We start from the raw sequence: 18914 nt of genomic DNA on the forward strand, positions 1-18914 counted from the left end.
GCAATATATGGCTTGGTATGATCAAATTATCTATGGATGCGCCTTCGGGCACTAAGAAAGGTCTATCTCTGTATAAGCCCCTCGGAAACAGCTCACTATTTGGATCCAGCTGGGGAGTTAACAAGAATGTGCCTGGCTATAATTTCAGTAAAGTATATAAAGCGACAGGTAACGCGCAAATAACCAACGCATGTGTAGTACTGCCGGACCAAATCAAATCGATACGATGTAGAATTTAACGGCCCTCGATATGTTGGCCGGGGAATATCGAACTAGGTTTAAGCCTTCATTGTTGTTCCGCGATGTCCGATCCTTTAACGACCCAACGCATCGTTTTATCGACATTACGATGACTATTAAAGTACTTCTTCAGCAATAATTCTTGTGTATGGGTCTGCCGCTGTTGCCTTGCTGTCATGTGCTGCGGGTATAAAGTTGTCACGATTAATCACCCAGTCGATCATCATCTGAATAATCATAAAAAGCAACACCACTTTCTTCCGCTATGCTTTTAAACTTCATCAGGATTTGATCGTAATTGAGGCTCCTGTAAATTTGATATTCTGGCGCATGGATAATAAGATAAACCTTAATATTAGCTATTAGTTCCTTTAAGCTGTATGATGTCCTAGGAATGCGCATTGCAAAATCGTTCTCGATTGGGTAGATTTAAACCCCCTCAGGGTTGGCTTCGACAGATCATCAAACTTCATCCCAATCTTTGTCTAGCCAGGCCCTGCCTTTCGTCTCGATCTCGGGTCAGTTCTGATGCAGGTGCAATGGGTAATCAGTGATTGTTCGAGGCGGCTATCTTTATATAGCCCAAACTTATCATAATTACATATCTTAACTTTGTAAATACTGGATCTAGTTCTGATAGTTGGTTGTACAAGATATCGTCAGATGAAGTATTATGGTACGCTACTGCTGAGGTCTGAATATTTTTATTATTGTCTGCTTATTGGGTACCAGTGATGCTGCAGCATCAAGACTAATAATGTTGTGCTCGGTGCTGTTATGCCTGAGATATGCAGGACAAATTAGTGGTTAAAACATGTGTCACTACCATTCAAACCAGAATTAATGGTCTCTGTATGTTGTCAGTGATTCGATTAAGCTGCAGTCGTAATGCACCAATGCCATGTGATGATCAACGACAGCTATATCGGCGTCGATCTTTCCATCGATTGTCCATATGGCATAATCATTCTGAGTTAGCATTTTTGGGGAATCGCTGATCTCGGCAGCTTGTCGACTAAAAACAATCAAGTATTAAATACCCCGAAGATATCGGAATAAGACTCTGAATAATTTGGGAACTGAAATAGATAGATTCATTGTGAATCTCCATAGTTATTACTAACAATATCGACAACGTGTAGATGTTTCACCTCAGCCACGTAATGGGCAGCCTAGGAATTTTTCTGGGATATCGCCGTTCCTCTGGCCCAGGTGAACAAGTTCCGCAACTGCGATCACAATCAACAGGATTATGATCTCCTCTTTCTTACTGAACCTCGCAGAATCGGGCCAACTTGTCTAAAGACACTAAGTTACCTAGGTCTTTTAACAAATCCATCGATGACGTCTGCTCAGACTTGATTATATAAATGCATCGAATCGAGGCTGCTCGAAAAATATCCAACCCACACATACGAGTATATGCTCAAATTATGAATTACCCTCCATAACATCTGAAGCGACCCGACTTTCCTCCTAGCCATTCTTTTTTGCCTTAGTCTATGTGCACTCCGGTAATGATTCCAGCGAATGCTAGGTAAGACCCGTGCAGTAATCCCCAAAAGATAAATGTTAACGCAGCACCATGCATAGCCCACTAAAGGTTATCATCAAGTTGTAATACCATCTCATAACAACGCGGTTACCGCCAAGCGGTATATATAAATAATCAATCTCTAAACTTCAGGTTGATATGAAATGTGCCATCGACCAAAATTCAGATATCGACGAAATATAGCCGATCAATTCTTCATTAAATCGTGGCCAAGTAGTCTATGAGCCTATCGCAATGTCAGAATACCCAGAAAAGTCTCCAAGATCTGAAAGGCGATACTCAATAACGAGCGTTAGCCATCGTACGAATGTTAAAGGTTATTATTGAATATCTCGTTGGCAATTACGCTCTGTCGCTTAATAGCCACTTTCTTAAATAGTCCCCAAACAATCAGTATCAAGCCACTCCTGATCCGCTCTAGGTCAGGCTTAATTTTCTTTTTTAGTTGTGGCAGTAATCTAGACGACCTCGATTGGGCCGGCTACAAGTTGTGGAAAATAATACATACAACGCAAAATACCAAGGTGCTTTTCTGGTTTTATTTTTTCTTATATACATCGATGGTGTAGCTCATCTCGTCTGGAAATGATATAGAAAGATATGCCTACAAGGCAGGGGGTGAGTTGAGGGCGATATCTGGATAGTTCCAGCCGATTAAGTTTATAATATCAGTGAGACGTTGAAAATTGAAATACTTAAACAAAATAACAAGCCAAGGTTAGACATCAGACTTACATATAGCCATTTACGTCTATGCTTGGCGTTTCTCTTCGACATCATTAAGGATGCTGTATGTAGTCAATGAGGTTGACGCGACGATTAAGAAATGAATTTGCATTCCAACTCATATAGAATGTGTAGCTAGCACCCAATAATAAACCATCGAACCTATATGGTGATGAGTAATACAACAAGAATACGGTCAGTAAAATATCGGAAGGTACGAGAACGGGTTAAATAACAAAATGTATGGCCTCAAATTAACGCATGGGATTCTATCAACTCTCCGATTGAATTAAAATTGTTATTTGTCATCTATTTTTCTTTAAAATTTTCATGAATTTATATAGCATTATCGAGGACTAGCTGATGTCATACCACAAAAAGCAAAGACATTTAAATGACAAAAAAAGAACTCAAGCTGGCTGAACAACTAGCCGTTGAAAAAATAAGAAATGTACAAGCAGTTTGTATGATCTAGAATTGGAGAGTTTTAGAACCATAAACTTTATAAAGATTCGTAAAAAATCCTGTCAAAGGATTTACTTCTAACGACCGAAATACCATCCCTACTAAAGCGGGCGGAAAAATCTACCTTCCTTCTGAAATGCCGACAGCCAAGATTTTCTAGACAACGCATAGACGGACGTGATAGGCTTATCAAAATACTCCCCCTTTAAATGGTACCCCCGTTAAAGTTGCCGTAATTGGCGAGGTCGACTGGCTGAACACCATTACACTATTATTACCTTTCAAGATAAATTCCGGCCCATGGGAATATTGCCGAGTTGGCATAGAAATGCTGGTAATTAACCCTGGTAGCAAGTCAGTAGCTTTCCAGGCAATACATCCAATTCAGCCATCTGCAAAAAATTTATCAACGCAGGCGTGCTGCCCGGTGATTTATTGGCTAAGTAAGCGCAACCTTGACGACCCACTCTATTTATTAAACCACCCATATCATAGGTACAAGCCTTAACAAACAATTCAGTATAAAAACAAGAAGTTATCAGCATCCATGTTTTGTTAATCCATTAAAACAAATCAAAAACTGGTCTCTGAAGTCGCCCAAAGATACGATTTGTCTTTAGAGGCTGATCCAATAACCCTAAAGTTGATCTCAAGCTAGCAGGCGCTTCAACTTCGGGAATCCATCACAACTCAAGAAAGCCAATCAAGCTGCACTTGATATAGTAAATTTTAAGTCCGAAGAACTGGAAATTGGTCGCTACTCCACACATCGCAGTTGGATGTCCTGCGGTCGCAAAGCCCAATATTCGAGCAGGTTATTCATATCCATACACATATACGTCTATAGATAAAAGCAAACCGCTCGACAGATTGAGCGAAGGCCGTTCTGTTTATTGATGGCGTCGGGGGTGATGATTTTTGCATCGTTTCTAGGCATTTAGGGCTCTTCCTCTTGGAGTCCTAGGTGTAGACCTAAGACCCTAGAAATATCGATTATTCTCTCGACCTCTAGACAGGAGCACATCAAGCATGCACTCCGAAAATATTAATCGCCAAATATGAAAACAAAAGGCTGGTAATGGTGTTGCGGTGATACCGGTTTTTAACATAATAGCCGACATCAAGAAGATTGCGTCAAGTTACCGTTCAACGCTAAAGGTTATTAGCCGGCCGAGCAGTATTGGTATTTTTAGCGAGAACCTTAATCTCGCCCTAGACGAAAAGTACTGGTGACCTGATCACTAAAATGGATGATGATGACTGGTATGGACCAGAACACCTATAGACGACCTGTACGCCCGCCCTGATCTGCTCAGACAGCGCCGGATTGTTGTAAAATGGGGTAACTTTGTTTACTTGTCTCAGACTGATGGGAGATGCTGGTTGCCACAAAACGAAGAGACCTACGTGATACCAGCTCCCAGGCGCAACGATTATGGCCTCCCGCGATATAATGAAAAAATGAGATTCGGAATTGTAAAACGAAACGACTCAGAACTTCACCGGCTAGCAATGCGGGCAGTAGGCTCTGCTATCAACGCACAGATATATGCTTTATTAGAGTTCATATGATAATCCATACCTACAAACAAGAAGATGAAGCATTTCTAGCAGATGCCGATGGCAGCCCATGGGACAACCTAGACCTTAAAAACACTTTTATTTAAATGCCTGCTTCAATATAATCGCATATACTCATGTAAGCTTAAAAGTGTAGATGAAAGTTACTGCTGTTGTGGGTTTATGGGGTATGTTGGGTTGCCCTTCTTTGCTACAACTAGCAAGAATGGTTATGATGATGTATGGGAGATTGTAGATTTAGATGAATCAAAGTCGGTTAATAAATAGCGGTAGTCACCATTTGTTGACGGTATGTCCGAATCTATGTCTCCAACAAGATCAAAGTATTCGACATATCAAATATAAGTGACTCGGATATTATTGTGTCATGTCTGTGTTCAACTCCGGTAAAAAACAGTATCAGGCCAGATCTTGAACCACGCCAAGGCGCCATTTTGAAACATTGGCTCCACCTAAAGGGGTGCCCTACTGGTATTGAATTGAAATCAACGATTAACCCGGGTGTCTGCGAAGCAATAGTAATCCTTGATGGAAGAATGCGGTAAGTCACTTCTAGCTACATGATCCGCTCATTGTCCGGAAGAATAAACCCTGGTGATCCTAAGTGGAACGTTGGCAACATAAACCGAGTGGTTGGCGCCGACAGTAAGGAAAGCTCTAGGTGTGCTTATTTGATCAGGTTTATAAGCATCGTGAACAGCACCATAAAACCAATGGGGTCGAATAAAACCGAGGCAGATTAAGGTCGTCGAGAATTCATTTAGAGATATAAATATTGCTTTCGTTAATGAGTTAGCTATGTCTTTCTCAAAGAATGGATATCAATATCGAGAACGTAATAGACGGAGCAGCCACAAAACCTTTGCATTTATACCCACACCGTCAGTGTTAGTGTTAGTAGACACTGCATCCCAGTTGACCCATACCTATCTAATCGAATATACCCCGCGGTTATGGTTTCGAGCGCATGATTTTCTGCGTTTGTAAGAAGAATAAACAGTTTATGTATACTGTCGAGTTGTTAATCGATTCACTCAACAAAGGCTGAACTGCCAGTTAAAACACTAAGATTGCGCTTTCTGCTGGACTTTCTACAAAACCAAACGTCGATGATGATAGTAAAGGCCCATCCTACGAAGTTAAAAGCTGTTGCCGCACTGAACCTGGAGCAAGATTTGAATGTCTATGATCCATTGCTAAAACTCCAGCTACCTCAATCTAAGCACTCAAGTGTCGGCCGTACTAATCGCTACTCATCACGACCTATTCAAAAGAAAATCAAAACAAAAGTCAGTTCAAGAACATCGTAGTAATTGATGGACCTGCCGCATATAAGATCGTCGCCAAGAATTTGAAAAGGCAAATATTATTTACAGAGGTTGGAATTAGTAGTTCCGCATTAAAACTGCCAGACAACATTCTGCCTTATCCACATTGTGCTCGAAATCAGGAAATTGCTTTAGCCCACTTATTATTAACTATATTGGTCTCAGCACCTGTTAGAGTCGTCGGGTCGCAAGAGCCTTTCAGCATTCTTCCTACAAGTCTTGGGAGTGCTGGATATCTCACTTCATCCTGTACTGACTCAGGGGCCCATCGGCCTTACTAGGTCGACTGTCGTTGAAGTGAGTCTTCGTCCATAACCGAAATTACCAGCTGTGCGTGTGCGCTTACCGAACTGTTTGGTAGAGTGGTCGCTATAGGACTCGTTATATCTGCTCCCATGAGAGTCTTTCTGGTTTCGAAGCAAAAGTTCTTCGTTATCAGATGAGGTTACTTTGCACCGCATAGCTGGCGGCACTTGTCAAAACCATGGTAGAGACCCGCTACCAAACTCAACTATATTCTTGGGCTTAGCTTGCTGAACGTATCTAACCAGAGCCAATAGAGGCATCAGGCGACGCCCTGGTGGTTCTGCTTTAGCTAAAAATATCTTTACCGACTATGTCTCTCTGAGTTTATAAAGCCTCGATCTGCTTATAGATTGGTATTGTATCGTGTTTGAGATTCTAGCCTCTAGATGTCTTTGACTCTTTGGTATAGATCCTTGTGGTGGGAGTAGCTTTTATGCGTCAAGTTCTTTCTCAGCGACCTATCTATATGCTGCCTGAGGTCGTCGCGACTACGATAGCTAACATTTTTATATAGTCTAATGACCGCATAATAAGCAGCCTAAAAACATACCAAGAACGATGGCGATAATTGTATCCTCAATATTCATAACAAAGCGTATTTACTGCAGCATCCTAGTGTTTTTGATTCGTTGTGCGTAATCTTAGGATTCAGCAAATGCGGTAGGCAGGATTTTCTTTATGCCCTAATAACACCTCTTCTGAAACCGTCCTCGGTGGTTTCTAGATCTATAATAGCCAATGTCTGCGATTTATCACCATGACAGTTACGTTGTCGTTGATAACGCACATATTGACGACAGGCGACCAGTCTCTGTGTTTCATCAGTTTCTCGTTTGGAACCATGTGAATGCTGCTTCAAGAACATGCGTATCGCACTATGGCGCCACTCCACCGTTTATTAAAACTTTTTCGCTGTTGCCTCTGCGTCCCGCTTTAGATGCATACAGCGCCAGATCTCGACTGTCAGGACAAGCATCCAACTAAGACGATTATCAGCTTCTATTATGATTTTAGGATAATCTAGCCTGGTCTCGTCACGCAAATTCACGCGAAGCGAGTTTCCGGTATCCATACAGTAAATTCTTCTAATTTTCACAGGCCTTTATTTGGGTCATGTGGTTTCTATCTGCCTGTTACCCTAAAATAAATACATTCATCCTAGACGATGATAATACCATTTTGAGTCTGATTATTTGTGGTATAATATCACTTTAATGGCAAATACAATACAGTGATTACCTCCAAACCGTACGGTCGCGCCGGTTTGGGAGCGCAGAATTGTTGTACTTCTTCGTGGAACTTTAGGTCCGCTACAAGCAAACCGCAATCAGCGGCGCGCTCTGGGCTTTATGTTTAGACCACTGATCTTAATGGTAGTAATGATATTGCTTACAGCCTTCAATAAGGTCGCCAACGTCAACACCAGCTCATCTGAGATTCCCTATCAATCTTTGCATACGCTGGGCTGATGTGTACTGGTCCTACTTCTCACAAACCGTCACACAGGTCGGTGGAAGTTTAGTTTTCGTATCAGGGCATAATAAGATATATTTTCCACGCCTCATGATCCCCGTATCTACAATAACAGGGATGATTGATTTCTTTGCAGCCATAATATACACTTAGCTATGTGTTTTATTTCGGGTTTACCCGAGGTATCTTAGGGATGATTATGCCTGCTACCAATGCTGCTACTTCTGGCATTGTAGCAACACTAGGGTGGTTTTATACATGGCCTCGTTAAATGTCAAATACCGGACGTCGTTAGTGCCATTCTTCGATACCAAGCCATGCTCTTCTTGACGCCAGTTGTCTGTCAGGTCGGGCAAAATTGCAATGGTTATAAGTGGGTACTATACTAAACTGTAATATTTAGAGTCGTAGACACAATCACGGGCGTCTTTACTAAATATACCTACGGCCAGTCAACTATAGATTCCTGTCGATATCAATAATCCATGATCTTGTGATATTATTCTTGGCCTTGGTATGTTCAAGCCAAAGAGATTGCCGACATCATATGAAAAGAATCAGCCGATCATGAAGGCATAACCAAAGAATACTTATTGATTAATACAAGGCGCTCTCAAATTCACCCACCCTTAAGGATCCTTAACTTGGTCGATATGCTGAAAACCACTTGAGCTAATCGGAGCTAAGGGTAGGTTCTCATGAAAAAATTTTATACTCCTCGATAACATAAATCTGCAAATAATGCGGGGATGTGGTCGGTTTAATGGGCAAGACAGGTCTATTGAAATCGGCTTTGTTGAAGATCGCTCTAAAATTACCCAGCCATCAGATGGCAGCATACATATGGGCAGCACCATGGCAAGTCTGCTGGAGGTAAGACTGGCTTTCATCAGGCTAATTAGTCGTGAAAACGTTTACTTTAATGGCTCGACCACTTGTGAGCAAGAAGGGAGATCGATAAAAGTTCCAGGTATCGTGGATTTTTCTGAGGTAGAGAGAAGTTTCTAGACACACCGTGAAATTCTACTCATCTGGTATGAAAATTCGGCTTGCGTTTTCTGTTGCAGCCCACTTTAAGGCCGACATCCTGATGATTGACGGGGTTTTATCGGTTGGAGACGTGAAGTTTAAACAGAAGAGCCTTGCCGGAATGAAAGACATAGCAAAAAGTGGAACAACAATTATTTTTTGTTAGCCGTGTAGTCTCCCAATTTCGGAAGATTTGCACTGGGGTTGGCCTGGAGAGCGGCGAGATATGTTTGACGACGCTTAGCAATCTCAAGGACGCCATATCTCAATACATCTCGCTAAACGGTAAGCTCTAAAGATGAGCTTAGTTCAAAGATAGTCGATAAATGAAACATCCAACTTAAGCTGAAGACTCGATTATTGAGGATAGCGTCGAGATATCAGTTAAGCCGAAGTTGAGTCAAATCTGGCTGGTGATCTCCCAACTAGATCTCGACTAAAGATTGTAAACAACCAGACAGACAGGCGAATTTCTAGTCCGTTCGTATACCTAATCATTTCTGATGCGAAACCACAACCTTGCATCGATAGGCAGATTCATCGTAGCCCTGGGCACTAAGAGGCTAAATCATAAAGATAATTAATATCAACACCAGAGTTAGGGACGTTAGTAATTTAACACCATAGGTACAACGCGTGCTTTATTTTTATTGTGAAATGGAAAAACAGAAGATACTGTTTACCGTGAATATATGGTTGCAGAATTTTGATATCCAGATTATCAGGCCTTACGAGATCTTATGTGGAATAGAGTTATGTTGCCCATTGATATTAAATTATAAAGTTAGCCGATTTTCTTGCCCTAAATCGCCAGGTGGAGCAGAAATGTCAATAAAACAGCACACCATCTATCTCGAAAACTCGGACATGAAGTATTAGTATTCTTAACAAACTATGACCTTAACTGGTTCCGCACCAAGAGACTCAATCCCAGGTAACCACCATCTCCAGCTAATCATCGGTTTGCGGCTGCCGCTTTACCATCTTTCATAAACCAGATGTATAACCCACATTCAAGATTGGCCAGATTGTTTTTCGGTAATGGCAAAACCGCTTCACAGTAAGCCTGTTGTTTGAAGATGCTGGAGACTTAGTTCACCAGATATCAACAAAAACCAAAATATTTTTGGAAGGATAGTTAAGTCTCTGTACGCAAAATCAACGACAAAAGCAGATCATATATATACCTAAACAGCGACGAAATTCAATTATTAAAACTGTCCTCGAGCTTACGAAATTGGAATATATCGAATATTAAAATCTCAGTTATACCGAGCGATATAGATTTCGCGACTACAATCTCATAGCGCCAAAGTCCGTCAATAAAGATGCCGTTTATGGTTGGATATGTGGAAGGATTGATATACAAAACTAAGGGGTATCTATATGAACTCTTGAAGCAATGGAAATCTAAAGCACGAAAGATTAATTTACTGGCTGTAGGTGCCGGAGACTTCGATAATGCTGAAAAATATTTGGGACAAAGCTCAGGTACGGTTTGTTGTAGCCATCAAAATTTCTAGTTATATGCATGTAGTTTTTGATCACTGGTAGTTCCATGTCACATTTTGAGGGATGGGGTCGAACTGTATAAGGCGATGTATTTTGGGTTGCCAGTTATCGCCACCGGATTGGAGAACTAAAGATCAAATTGACGACATAAGACCCAGGACTTTTCACTACAGGCGAACCTCAAGACATTGCTAGAAAAATCACTCTATCTAAGACAACATCCAGATTTCAGCAGGTGGTATGCTGTGGCGAAAAACAGAAGATCCAAAGCTGGAACATGAGTCCTCATTAAAGACCGTGTTGAACCCTACTAATAGCTTTTACAAAAGACTGTATGAGATACGTCTTTGAGTCTTCTCGGTTAACCCAGACAATGACTGGAGTTGGCTATTACGCCGCCTACCTGTCTGAGGAACTCCAACGGATATCTGGTTCGGAGCAGGTCCGATGTGGTTTTAGAGACGCTAAATCAGACAGAAACACGTTAGTCACAAGAAGAGTGGCTTATAAGTTATTAGCGTTTAACATTAGACTACCCTTCCAGCTGCTCTGGGGAACAGGCTACAAGGCTGCTATTTTTCCAGACTTCAATGGTTTTGGTAACTGGTCGAAAAAAACCAAAACAGCCGTTGTTGTACACGATACAGAGTTTATCACTAACCCAAGCTCTCTTGATAACAAGCGGCAAGGACTAATGTCTTATTTATTGCCCACGGGCTCCGACTACCTTTGCCGTACGGTACCTGGGTCGATGAGAAGAGCGGACATCGTTATAACTACTTCTGCAACGGTCAAAGAAGAGTTTGTTAGACTGCTAAACATCGATTCGTCAAAGATTGTCGTCACCGGTATCCCGCCGCACCCAATCTATGCACCTAGCGCCAACAGACCAGTGCTGCCCTTAAATTTAAAATCCAGGAAATTCATATATTACCAAGCAACTATAGAGCCTAGAAAGAATCACATGAATCTACTCAAAGCCTACGAGCTGTTGCCAAATAAGATTTCCTCAAGATATCCCTTGGTGCTCGGCGGAGGATATGGCTGGGGTAATAGACAATTCTTTAGCTACATAAATAAACTGAAGGAAAAAGGCTACATGATCTACCACCTGGGTTATGTTGATGAGGCCACCAAGCTGGTTATGTATCAGAACGCCGCCATCTATGTGCAGCCATCTTTAAACGAGGGCTTCGGAATGCCTATACTCGAGGCCATGGCTTGTGACACCCCTACAGTCGTGAGTGACATACCAGTATTTAGAGAGGTCTGTCGAAAAGCATCGATTTACTTCGACCCCAAGAGCTCGGAAGCCATTAAAGAGGCGATCCAGACAACCCTGCTAGATAAAAATTTATTAAAAGAGCTGGTAAAAAAAGGAAGATCTAGGGTAGATTCTTATCGCAAAGATGATTCGGGCTTTAAGGAAATCGTCGAAAGGCTTGGTATTTAATGTCCAAAATCCTAATTGATGCTCGAGACATGCGTTCGAGCACTGGCAGGTATATTCGTTCGCTGCTCATGGAACTCGAACGACTCGATAGAACAAATCAATATGTGATATTGGGTCGAAGAGCCGATGTCGATGCGCGCGACCAGCATAGTTGGAGGCCAAAGGCGCCAAACTTCAACCTGGTAGTAGTTGACATACCCCTGAACACCTTTAGGGAGCAGTTGTTGCTGGCTGCAGAAATAAGAAAACACAGTCCCGACTTAGTACATTTCTGGCTTCCCCAGCAGCCACTTTTCTTGAAGCACAGCAGGATCACCACCATCCATGACCTTAATTATATCCACCTACATATCCATACAAATGGCATTTTACGATATGAGTTGAAGCGCTTAATATTTAGGGGATTTCTTAAGCACGTTGTTCGTTCGAACAAATTTATTCTTAGCCCGACAAACTACACCAAACAAGATATTGTTGACTACACCAAATTAAGAAATCCCGAAAAGATTGTTGTTACGCCTGAAGGAACCGCCGGTGAATTGGCTAACGTTAAGCCAAAACATATCAATCAGCTCAATGGTAAGGAATTCCTCCTATATGTTGGCCAAAGTTCAGAGTATAAGGGTCAGCTAAGATTAATTGAGGCTCTACAGTTACTCCGAAAGAAGCTCCCGAGACTAGAGCTCGCTTTAATCGGTAAAGAGAACGACTACACTCAGAAGCTCAAAAAGATTGTTGCCAAACAGAACTATCATGGTGTTAGGTTCTTAGGGTTTGTCGATGACCGAGAGCTACGCTGGGCCTATGAAAATTGTGCATGTTATGTGCAGCCATCAATTGCCGAAGGCTTTGGATTGATGAACCTCGAAGCAATGTTCTTAGGTGCACCAGTAGCTAGTAGTAATGCTACTTGTTTGCCCGAAGTTTCAGGAAGTGCAGCCAACTACTTTAATCCATATGATATAGGGGATATGGCTCAGGCGATTGAGCAGATCTTGAGTGATCCAAAATTGCGCAAGAAGCTTATCTTAGAGGGCAAGAAACAATATAAAAAATTCTCCTGGGAGCGCATGGCCGAGCAAACATTAGCGGTGTACAATAAGGTCTTGGATGAAAAAAACTAAACCTATTCGTAAAGCAGTAATCGCTGCTGCTGGTTTTGGTAGTCGTTTTTTGCCACAGGTAAAAGCTATGCCAAAAGAGATGTTGCCACTAGTAGATAAGCCGGTTATCCAGTACGTGGTCGAGGAGCTGGTGGAGGCTGGGATCGAAGATATCATTATCGTGACCGGTGCCAATAAACGCAGTATCGAAGATCATTTTGATCTGCCCAGCCAGGATCTGGTCGAGAACCTCAAGCGAGGCAACAAAATCGACCAGCTCAAAGAAATTGAGGCAATTGCAGGACTTGCCAATTTTGTATACATTCGCCAAAAAGGTCCTTACGGTAACGCCACACCGCTGTTATGCGCCGAACACCTAGTCGACAATGAGCCATTCATCTACACCTTTGCCGACGACTTTATCGCCGCTTCACCGAATCGCTTTACCCAACTAATCGAGACCTACAAGCAGCAGCAGTGTTCGGTTCTCGCAGCCATCAAAGCAACCAAGGACGATGACTACACACGCTATGGTATGTCTGGCGGAACCATGCTGTCCGAGACCGTCATGGACACAAAGGTTATTGTTGAAAAGCCCGGTAAGGCTAAAGCCCCGTCGAATGTATGTGTTGTGAGTGGCTACTTGTTTACGCCGGAAATTTTTAACTACCTCCATGTAGCCCGAGGCAATAAGCCAGATGATGTTGAAGTTGGCTACACCGATGGTCTAGAGTTGATGCTTAAAGACAATCACCGGGTAGTGTCTAAAATTATCGAGAATGGTCGATACTTTGACTCTGGCAATAAACTAGAATATTTAAAAACAGTCGTTGAGTTCGCGGCTATGAATCCAAATATTGGTGAGGAGTTTAGGCAGTTCTTAAAAACATTTGTTAAAGAAATCTAGCCTGAATATATACTTACATCGCCAGTTCATAAACAAGCTAATCGACAGCGGCCGAGTAGGAGACTTAATCAAACATCTTGGTCAAAAAAATTTAATTTAAATTAAATTTCATACTAAATAACAGTTACTTTTCTAGATAGACCACCGCCCCAACGACTAGTCAACCGAAAGTGACATTAGCCTTCGCCGACTCCACTGGCCTTCAAGACAATATGTCGGTCGCGACCTTCGCCAACCGATTCGGTTTCGAGACCGTATTCTGAGGCTAACTGGTGAATTATTCGTCTATCGGCAGCGTTCATCGGGTGCAAACTTCTACTCCCACCATTGTCTTTGAGTTCTTTTATCCACTCTTTGGCTTGCTCTACTAGCCTTTCTTGCCGCTGCTGCTTATAGTGGGCGATGTCTAGATTAACGCGTGCAAACTCATAGCCGGCAGCCTTTAAATAGGTAATTACCATGTTTTGAAAGGCATGAAGCGTTTCGGCGCGCGAACCAATTAAAAACCCGTTAAGGTGAGTAGAAGGAATCGACAAACTGATAACCTCCTCATCATGGGTTGCCTCGACGACTGTATTTAGGCCGAAAAAACTTAGCATGTCCTCAGTGTATTTCTGAGCTTTGCTGGTTGCTTCGTTAATGTCCATATCACCTCCTATTATTGGTTTTGCTTGGGGTGATTTTTCCTGCCTTCATGGCTTCGCGTTTTTGTTTAGCGTTTGGTTTCTTATTCTCGGTTTGAGCGACCTCTGCAACAGCTGGCTTACCATCTACTGTAGCTAGTAGTTCGGTTTGATCCTGGTTTAAGATACGCCGTTGTTGCATGTAGCCTATTAGTCCATTGATGAACCAGTAGAATGGTAGTGCGGCCACCAGCCCTAACGACACCAAGAAAATCATGCCTGGAATTATGTATAGAGTAAACCTGCCAGCAGCTTCATTGATTTCGCTCTGGTCGACGTCCTTGCCCTCTGACTGGTCTTTGAGGAGTTTGCGAAGAGACTTCTTCTCATTACCGCTAACCATAAGCTGTTTACTTGAATAATACTGAACTAAGGCACTAAGAATCACGAATGTCATTGCCCCCCAGTAAATACCGTTATCTTCGGTCGCTCTTCTGGTGAGGTCGACGGTGCCAACAAAAGTTGAGTCAAACTTAGTGATGTCTTGCTTGAGCTCCTGCATATGATCGAGCCTAAGAACCACCGAGTAAGAGTTGTCGATAATCGCCTGGGGATTGTTGGCAACTCGATTTACTCCTCGATAAAGGGCAATGAGTAGCGGAAGCTGAATTAGTATATAGCCGGCGCCAGCAAGAGGTCTGATCTCCCTTTCTTTGTATAGCGCCATTGTTGCGATTGCTGCTTTTTGCCGATCGCTGCCGGCTTCTTTTTTGATCCGCTTGATCTCGGGCTGGAGTTCTCGCATTGCTTTGGCGTGGTGTAGTTGTTTCTTAACCAGGGGCCACATTAGTATTCGCATCAGAACAGTAAAGATGATGATCGCAATACCTAGATTATGCCCAGGTATAAGTGCATAGATAGCAACCAGCAGATTAAAAACAGGCTTAATTAAAATTGTCTCAAACATATGTGGGTATATTTTAACAAATTATTGCTTATTTACAGCTAGTATTATCTGAGTCACCAACTTGTTGAGCTGGTCTTGGCTAATGCCCTTAACTTGTGAGTCAAAGACTGTAACAACCATATCGACATGAGCAAGCTCGTCTGTCGCCAACTTGCGAAAGGTTTCATAGATTCTACGCCTTATCCGATTGCGCCCGACAGCGGAGTCTTCAACCTTACGACTAACTACAACTGCGAGTCGCCAACTTTGACGTTTAGGGTTGTTTACATATTTGCAAGCAAGCATACCCATTCGGATATTCTGTCCATGCCTATAGACAAAATTAAGACTTTTATGGCCGCTAAAACGGTTTTTTCGGGAAATCATTCTATTATTAAAGCAAAAATATTCTATAAAAATAACCACTTTTGTCGTGGTTATTTATTAACTCAGTCTATTATTTGCTTGTCCGGGCGGCTACTCGTGCTCGTCCCTTGGCAGTTCGTCGCTTAATTACGAGTCGTCCCGCCCTGGTTTTCATTCTCTTCATAAAGCCGTGTTGTTTAGCGGCCTGGCGTTTCTTTGGTTGATAGGTTCTTTTTGGCATATCTACTCTCTATTTAGTGTGTTCAAAAGACGCGTTATTATAACAGGGCTGTGCTCCAAAATCAAACAACGTTTCGTGCCATTTTTGCACAATGTCAATAATATTGCTCAAAAGGTTGTATTTTTAGCATATTTTTTACCCTTGAGTCTGGCTCTTTTACACAATAGCAGCAATAGTTTCCACATTATTTAAGAAGTTAGGTTCTTGTTGTGGAAAAATAATCAGTAGTCGTAGGTTTTTTAGATGTGCTCGTTGTTAAAATTGCCTCTTCTGTGGAAAAGTATCATTGTCTTGTGTATATTAACTAGCAGAAGTTTTGGAGGGATTTATGCTAGAGGGTGAAGCCTTGTGGCAAGCAGTCTTGGGGGAAATAGAAGTTAGTGTTTCACGAGCTAGCTTTATAACTTGGTTTAAGAACACCCAGTTGATTCGTCAATCAGACGATGAGCTAGTTATCGGCGTACCTAATATATTTGCAAAACAGCAGCTGGAGCAAAAGTTTAATGAACTTATCGAGGAGACCCTAAAGAAACAAGGTATTGAATCAGAGGAAATCGTTTACAAGATTCACACACCTCGGGACAAGTCTGCCGAAAAAGAAGAAGATGACAGTGTTCAGGTCAGTCTTGTCCGAGAAAGTTCTAGTGTTCCAAACACAACTTCTACTGTTAGTTCAAGCCACAACTACAGGCAAGGCCTAAACTCTAAGTACACCTTCGACTCTTTCGTTACAGGTAGTTCCAATGAGTTAGCCTACGCTGCCTGCCAAGCAATCGCCGCCAACCCTGGCACTAAGTATAATCCACTGTTTGTCTATGGAGGGGTTGGGATTGGCAAAACCCATCTAATCCAAGCTGTTGGTAACGAGGTACTTCGAGCCAACCCCTCAGCTAAGGTTGTTTATGTCACCTCCGAACAATTTGTTCAAGAATTTACAGACTCGATCAGATTTAAGAAGGTTGGGGCTTTCACCCAACACTATAGGAGTGTTGATGTTCTTATTGTTGACGATATTCAATTTATTGCCACCAAAGAAAAAACTCAAGAAGAGTTCTTTCACACTTTTAATGTGCTTCACCAAGCAAATAAGCAGGTCATTTTAAGTAGCGATCAACCACCTCACTTAATTCCTACCCTAGAAGACAGATTAAGGAGTCGTTTTCAAATGGGTATGGCAATCGACATGCAAACACCCGAGTTTGAAACCAGGTGCGCAATTATCCAAACCAAGGCAATCGGCAATAATTTTAATATCGGTCAGGAATGTGTCGAGTATTTAGCTAACAGCTTTACAACCAATATCCGTGAACTCGAAGGCGCTCTAAACCAGCTAATGGCCTTTTGTGACCTACGAAATGTTGAACCTACGTTAGAGGTTGCTAAGGTTGTGTTCGCAAAACTCGCTAGTCGACCAAAGCATATAAGCCCTAAGCAAATTGTTGAACGTGTCGCCAAATACTACCGCATCCAGGTCGAGGACATAAAGGGTCCAAAACGTGACAAAGATATTGTCATGCCTCGTCAAGTGGCCATGTACTTGCTGCGGAGTGAGTTAAAGATGAGTTTTCCTAGGATAGCTGGCGAACTTGGTCGTAAAGACCACACTACAGCCATCCACTCCGTCGATAAAATCAATCGAGAAGCAAGTGTCGACCTGATTCTTAAACAACAGCTCCAAGAAATAAGGGAGGGTCTGAATGCGTAAAATATGTGTACAAAATCCGCTTAAGTTGTGTTTATCTCCAGAAAACGCTTGGGATAATTTACGTCAAACCGGCACTTTACTTCAGAATATTTTAACTTTTCCCCGAGTATTCCGAGCCGTCCCTGCCATGTTTACCCAAGCATATGAACACAAGAAAGAGCTTAATCTACCCCTGTCCGCCTCGGCTTATGCACACTTTCCACAGAGTCTACTATTAACTATTACAAAGGAAAAATAATGAATATACAGGTTACTCAGGAAAACTTATCTCAGGCTTTAGGAAATCTGGCACGTGTCGCTAGCTCGAGTCGAGGAAGTTTGCCTATTTTGAACAACATTCTCCTGAGGACCGTAAAGGGTCGATTAAGTATGTCGGCCACCAATCTAGAGATTGCAATCACTCAGTCTGTCGGTGCTAAAGTAAATCAAGAAGGAGTCGTTACAGTCCCGGCTAGGCTTTTTCAAGAGTACATAAACAGTCTTCCGAGCGGTACTGTCGACATAGAAGTAACCGACCACAAGATCTATGTTAAGTCGGCTGACTACCGCTCAACTATTAACGGCATGTTGGCGGACGACTACCCTGTAATTCCTGAGGTAAAAGATGAACCTATTTGGAAAGTTAATACAAAAATATTTAAAGAGGCTTTGAATCAAGTTGTATTTGCTGCCAGCACAGACGATGCCAGACCAGTTCTAACAGGCGTCTTACTTCACTCTGTTGACGGGGAAATATATCTGGCGGCAACAGATTCGTATCGACTTAGTGAAAAGTTGGTTGGCAAGAGTAAGGCCGAGTTTAGTCTATTGATACCTGCTAGTGCCCTTGCCGACCTACAACGAATCATTGGCGACAAAGACGAAGATATATTCGTGCACGCCGACACACAGCAAGTTGCCTTCAGGTTCGCCGGCATAGAGCTGGTTTCTCGCCTTATAGAAGGTACCTATCCGGAGTACCGCAAACTCTTGCCTGCTAGTTTTGCAAACTCGGCAGATTTAGAGAAAGCCGAATTTGTTAGCGCCTCTAAGTTGGCGAGCTTGTTTGCTCGCGAAAGCGCTGGCTCGATTATGATCGAGCTTTCACCCGATACAAAAAGCCTTTCAGTTAAGTCGGCTGCTAGTCAGATTGGCGAAAACAACACAAGCATCCCAGCTAATATCAGCGGAGATGGCGCGTCAATATCGTTAAACTCACGTTTTCTAATCGATGGACTTGCCTCAATTCAGGGCCCGAGTATTATTTTTAACATGAATGGCAAACTCGATCCATGCGTACTTAAAAGTCCCGACCATACCGACTACCTGCATATCATTATGCCATTAAAAAGCTGAGCCTTAAGTTGCTATCAGCT

At 42.3% G+C, this 18914-nt stretch carries 12 protein-coding genes; 7 read left to right on the forward strand and 5 right to left on the reverse strand.

The features are described from left to right. Positions 1 to 1080: 1080 nt before the first annotated feature. Positions 1081 to 1269, reverse strand: a complete 189-nt coding sequence (locus H6798_01010) for a hypothetical protein (GenBank protein MCB9821104.1) — start codon at positions 1267 to 1269, stop codon at positions 1081 to 1083. A gap of 7146 nt (positions 1270 to 8415) precedes the next feature. On the opposite strand from H6798_01010, the gene H6798_01015 reads away from it, so the two are divergent. The 5 genes from H6798_01015 to H6798_01035 all read left to right on the forward strand — a co-directional run bounded on the left by H6798_01015 (position 8416) and on the right by H6798_01035 (position 13678). After that, positions 8416 to 8682, forward strand: a complete 267-nt coding sequence (locus H6798_01015; protein ID MCB9821105.1) for a hypothetical protein — start codon at positions 8416 to 8418, stop codon at positions 8680 to 8682. Between the two features lie 28 nt (positions 8683 to 8710). After that, positions 8711 to 8869, forward strand: a complete 159-nt coding sequence (locus H6798_01020) for a hypothetical protein (protein MCB9821106.1) — start codon at positions 8711 to 8713, stop codon at positions 8867 to 8869. Between the two features lie 1680 nt (positions 8870 to 10549). Then, positions 10550 to 11668, forward strand: a complete 1119-nt coding sequence (locus H6798_01025; protein MCB9821107.1) for a glycosyltransferase family 4 protein — start codon at positions 10550 to 10552, stop codon at positions 11666 to 11668. Further along, positions 11668 to 12792: a glycosyltransferase family 4 protein gene (locus tag H6798_01030; GenBank protein MCB9821108.1), complete on the forward strand. Its 1125-nt coding sequence runs from the start codon at positions 11668 to 11670 to the stop codon at positions 12790 to 12792. Before H6798_01025 ends, H6798_01030 begins: the two co-directional genes overlap by 1 nt. After that, complete coding sequence (locus tag H6798_01035) at positions 12779 to 13678, forward strand: UTP--glucose-1-phosphate uridylyltransferase (protein MCB9821109.1); 900 nt, start codon at positions 12779 to 12781, stop codon at positions 13676 to 13678. The genes H6798_01030 and H6798_01035 overlap by 14 nt, the downstream gene beginning before the upstream one ends. 176 nt (positions 13679 to 13854) lie before the next feature. Here H6798_01035 and H6798_01040 read toward each other — a convergent pair whose 3' ends face one another. The 4 genes from H6798_01040 to rpmH form a co-directional block, all read right to left on the reverse strand. Beyond that, on the reverse strand, positions 13855 to 14325 hold the full coding sequence (locus H6798_01040) for a single-stranded DNA-binding protein (protein MCB9821110.1): 471 nt from the start codon (positions 14323 to 14325) through the stop codon (positions 13855 to 13857). Between the two features lies 1 nt (position 14326). Continuing rightward, complete coding sequence (locus H6798_01045; protein ID MCB9821111.1) at positions 14327 to 15268, reverse strand: YidC/Oxa1 family membrane protein insertase; 942 nt, start codon at positions 15266 to 15268, stop codon at positions 14327 to 14329. 21 nt (positions 15269 to 15289) lie between these two features. Continuing rightward, positions 15290 to 15634 carry a ribonuclease P protein component gene (rnpA, locus tag H6798_01050; GenBank protein ID MCB9821112.1) on the reverse strand — a complete coding sequence of 115 codons (345 nt, stop codon included), beginning with the start codon at positions 15632 to 15634 and terminating at the stop codon, positions 15290 to 15292. Positions 15635 to 15704: 70 nt separating this feature from the next. Continuing rightward, entirely contained in the window at positions 15705 to 15854 is a 150-nt protein-coding gene (gene rpmH, locus H6798_01055) for a 50S ribosomal protein L34 (protein MCB9821113.1), read from the reverse strand. A gap of 328 nt (positions 15855 to 16182) precedes the next feature. Between rpmH and dnaA the strand changes: the two genes are divergently transcribed. Next, positions 16183 to 17559 (forward strand): chromosomal replication initiator protein DnaA, encoded by a 1377-nt coding sequence (gene dnaA / locus H6798_01060; GenBank protein ID MCB9821114.1) that lies wholly within the window; start codon positions 16183 to 16185, stop codon positions 17557 to 17559. 237 nt (positions 17560 to 17796) lie between these two features. Continuing rightward, complete coding sequence (dnaN, locus tag H6798_01065) at positions 17797 to 18894, forward strand: DNA polymerase III subunit beta (protein MCB9821115.1); 1098 nt, start codon at positions 17797 to 17799, stop codon at positions 18892 to 18894. Positions 18895 to 18914: the final 20 nt, after the last annotated feature.

Source organism: Candidatus Nomurabacteria bacterium (assembly GCA_020631905.1).
In the GTDB taxonomy this organism is placed as follows: domain Bacteria; phylum Patescibacteriota; class Saccharimonadia; order Saccharimonadales; family VXPC01; genus JACKGQ01.

Excerpts from the sequence above, each read along its gene's own strand:
- rpmH (MCB9821113.1), bottom strand. The coding sequence starts at position 15,854 with ATGCCAAAAAGAACCTATCAACCAAAGAAACGCCAGGCCGCTAAACAA.
- rnpA (MCB9821112.1), bottom strand. The coding sequence starts at position 15,634 with ATGATTTCCCGAAAAAACCGTTTTAGCGGCCATAAAAGTCTTAATTTT.
- H6798_01015 (MCB9821105.1), top strand. The coding sequence starts at position 8,416 with ATGCGGGGATGTGGTCGGTTTAATGGGCAAGACAGGTCTATTGAAATC.
- H6798_01020 (MCB9821106.1), top strand. The coding sequence starts at position 8,711 with ATGAAAATTCGGCTTGCGTTTTCTGTTGCAGCCCACTTTAAGGCCGAC.
- H6798_01040 (MCB9821110.1), bottom strand. The coding sequence starts at position 14,325 with ATGGACATTAACGAAGCAACCAGCAAAGCTCAGAAATACACTGAGGAC.
- H6798_01035 (MCB9821109.1), top strand. The coding sequence starts at position 12,779 with ATGAAAAAAACTAAACCTATTCGTAAAGCAGTAATCGCTGCTGCTGGT.
- H6798_01030 (MCB9821108.1), top strand. The coding sequence starts at position 11,668 with ATGTCCAAAATCCTAATTGATGCTCGAGACATGCGTTCGAGCACTGGC.
- H6798_01025 (MCB9821107.1), top strand. The coding sequence starts at position 10,550 with ATGAGATACGTCTTTGAGTCTTCTCGGTTAACCCAGACAATGACTGGA.
- dnaA (MCB9821114.1), top strand. The coding sequence starts at position 16,183 with ATGCTAGAGGGTGAAGCCTTGTGGCAAGCAGTCTTGGGGGAAATAGAA.
- dnaN (MCB9821115.1), top strand. The coding sequence starts at position 17,797 with ATGAATATACAGGTTACTCAGGAAAACTTATCTCAGGCTTTAGGAAAT.
- H6798_01045 (MCB9821111.1), bottom strand. The coding sequence starts at position 15,268 with ATGTTTGAGACAATTTTAATTAAGCCTGTTTTTAATCTGCTGGTTGCT.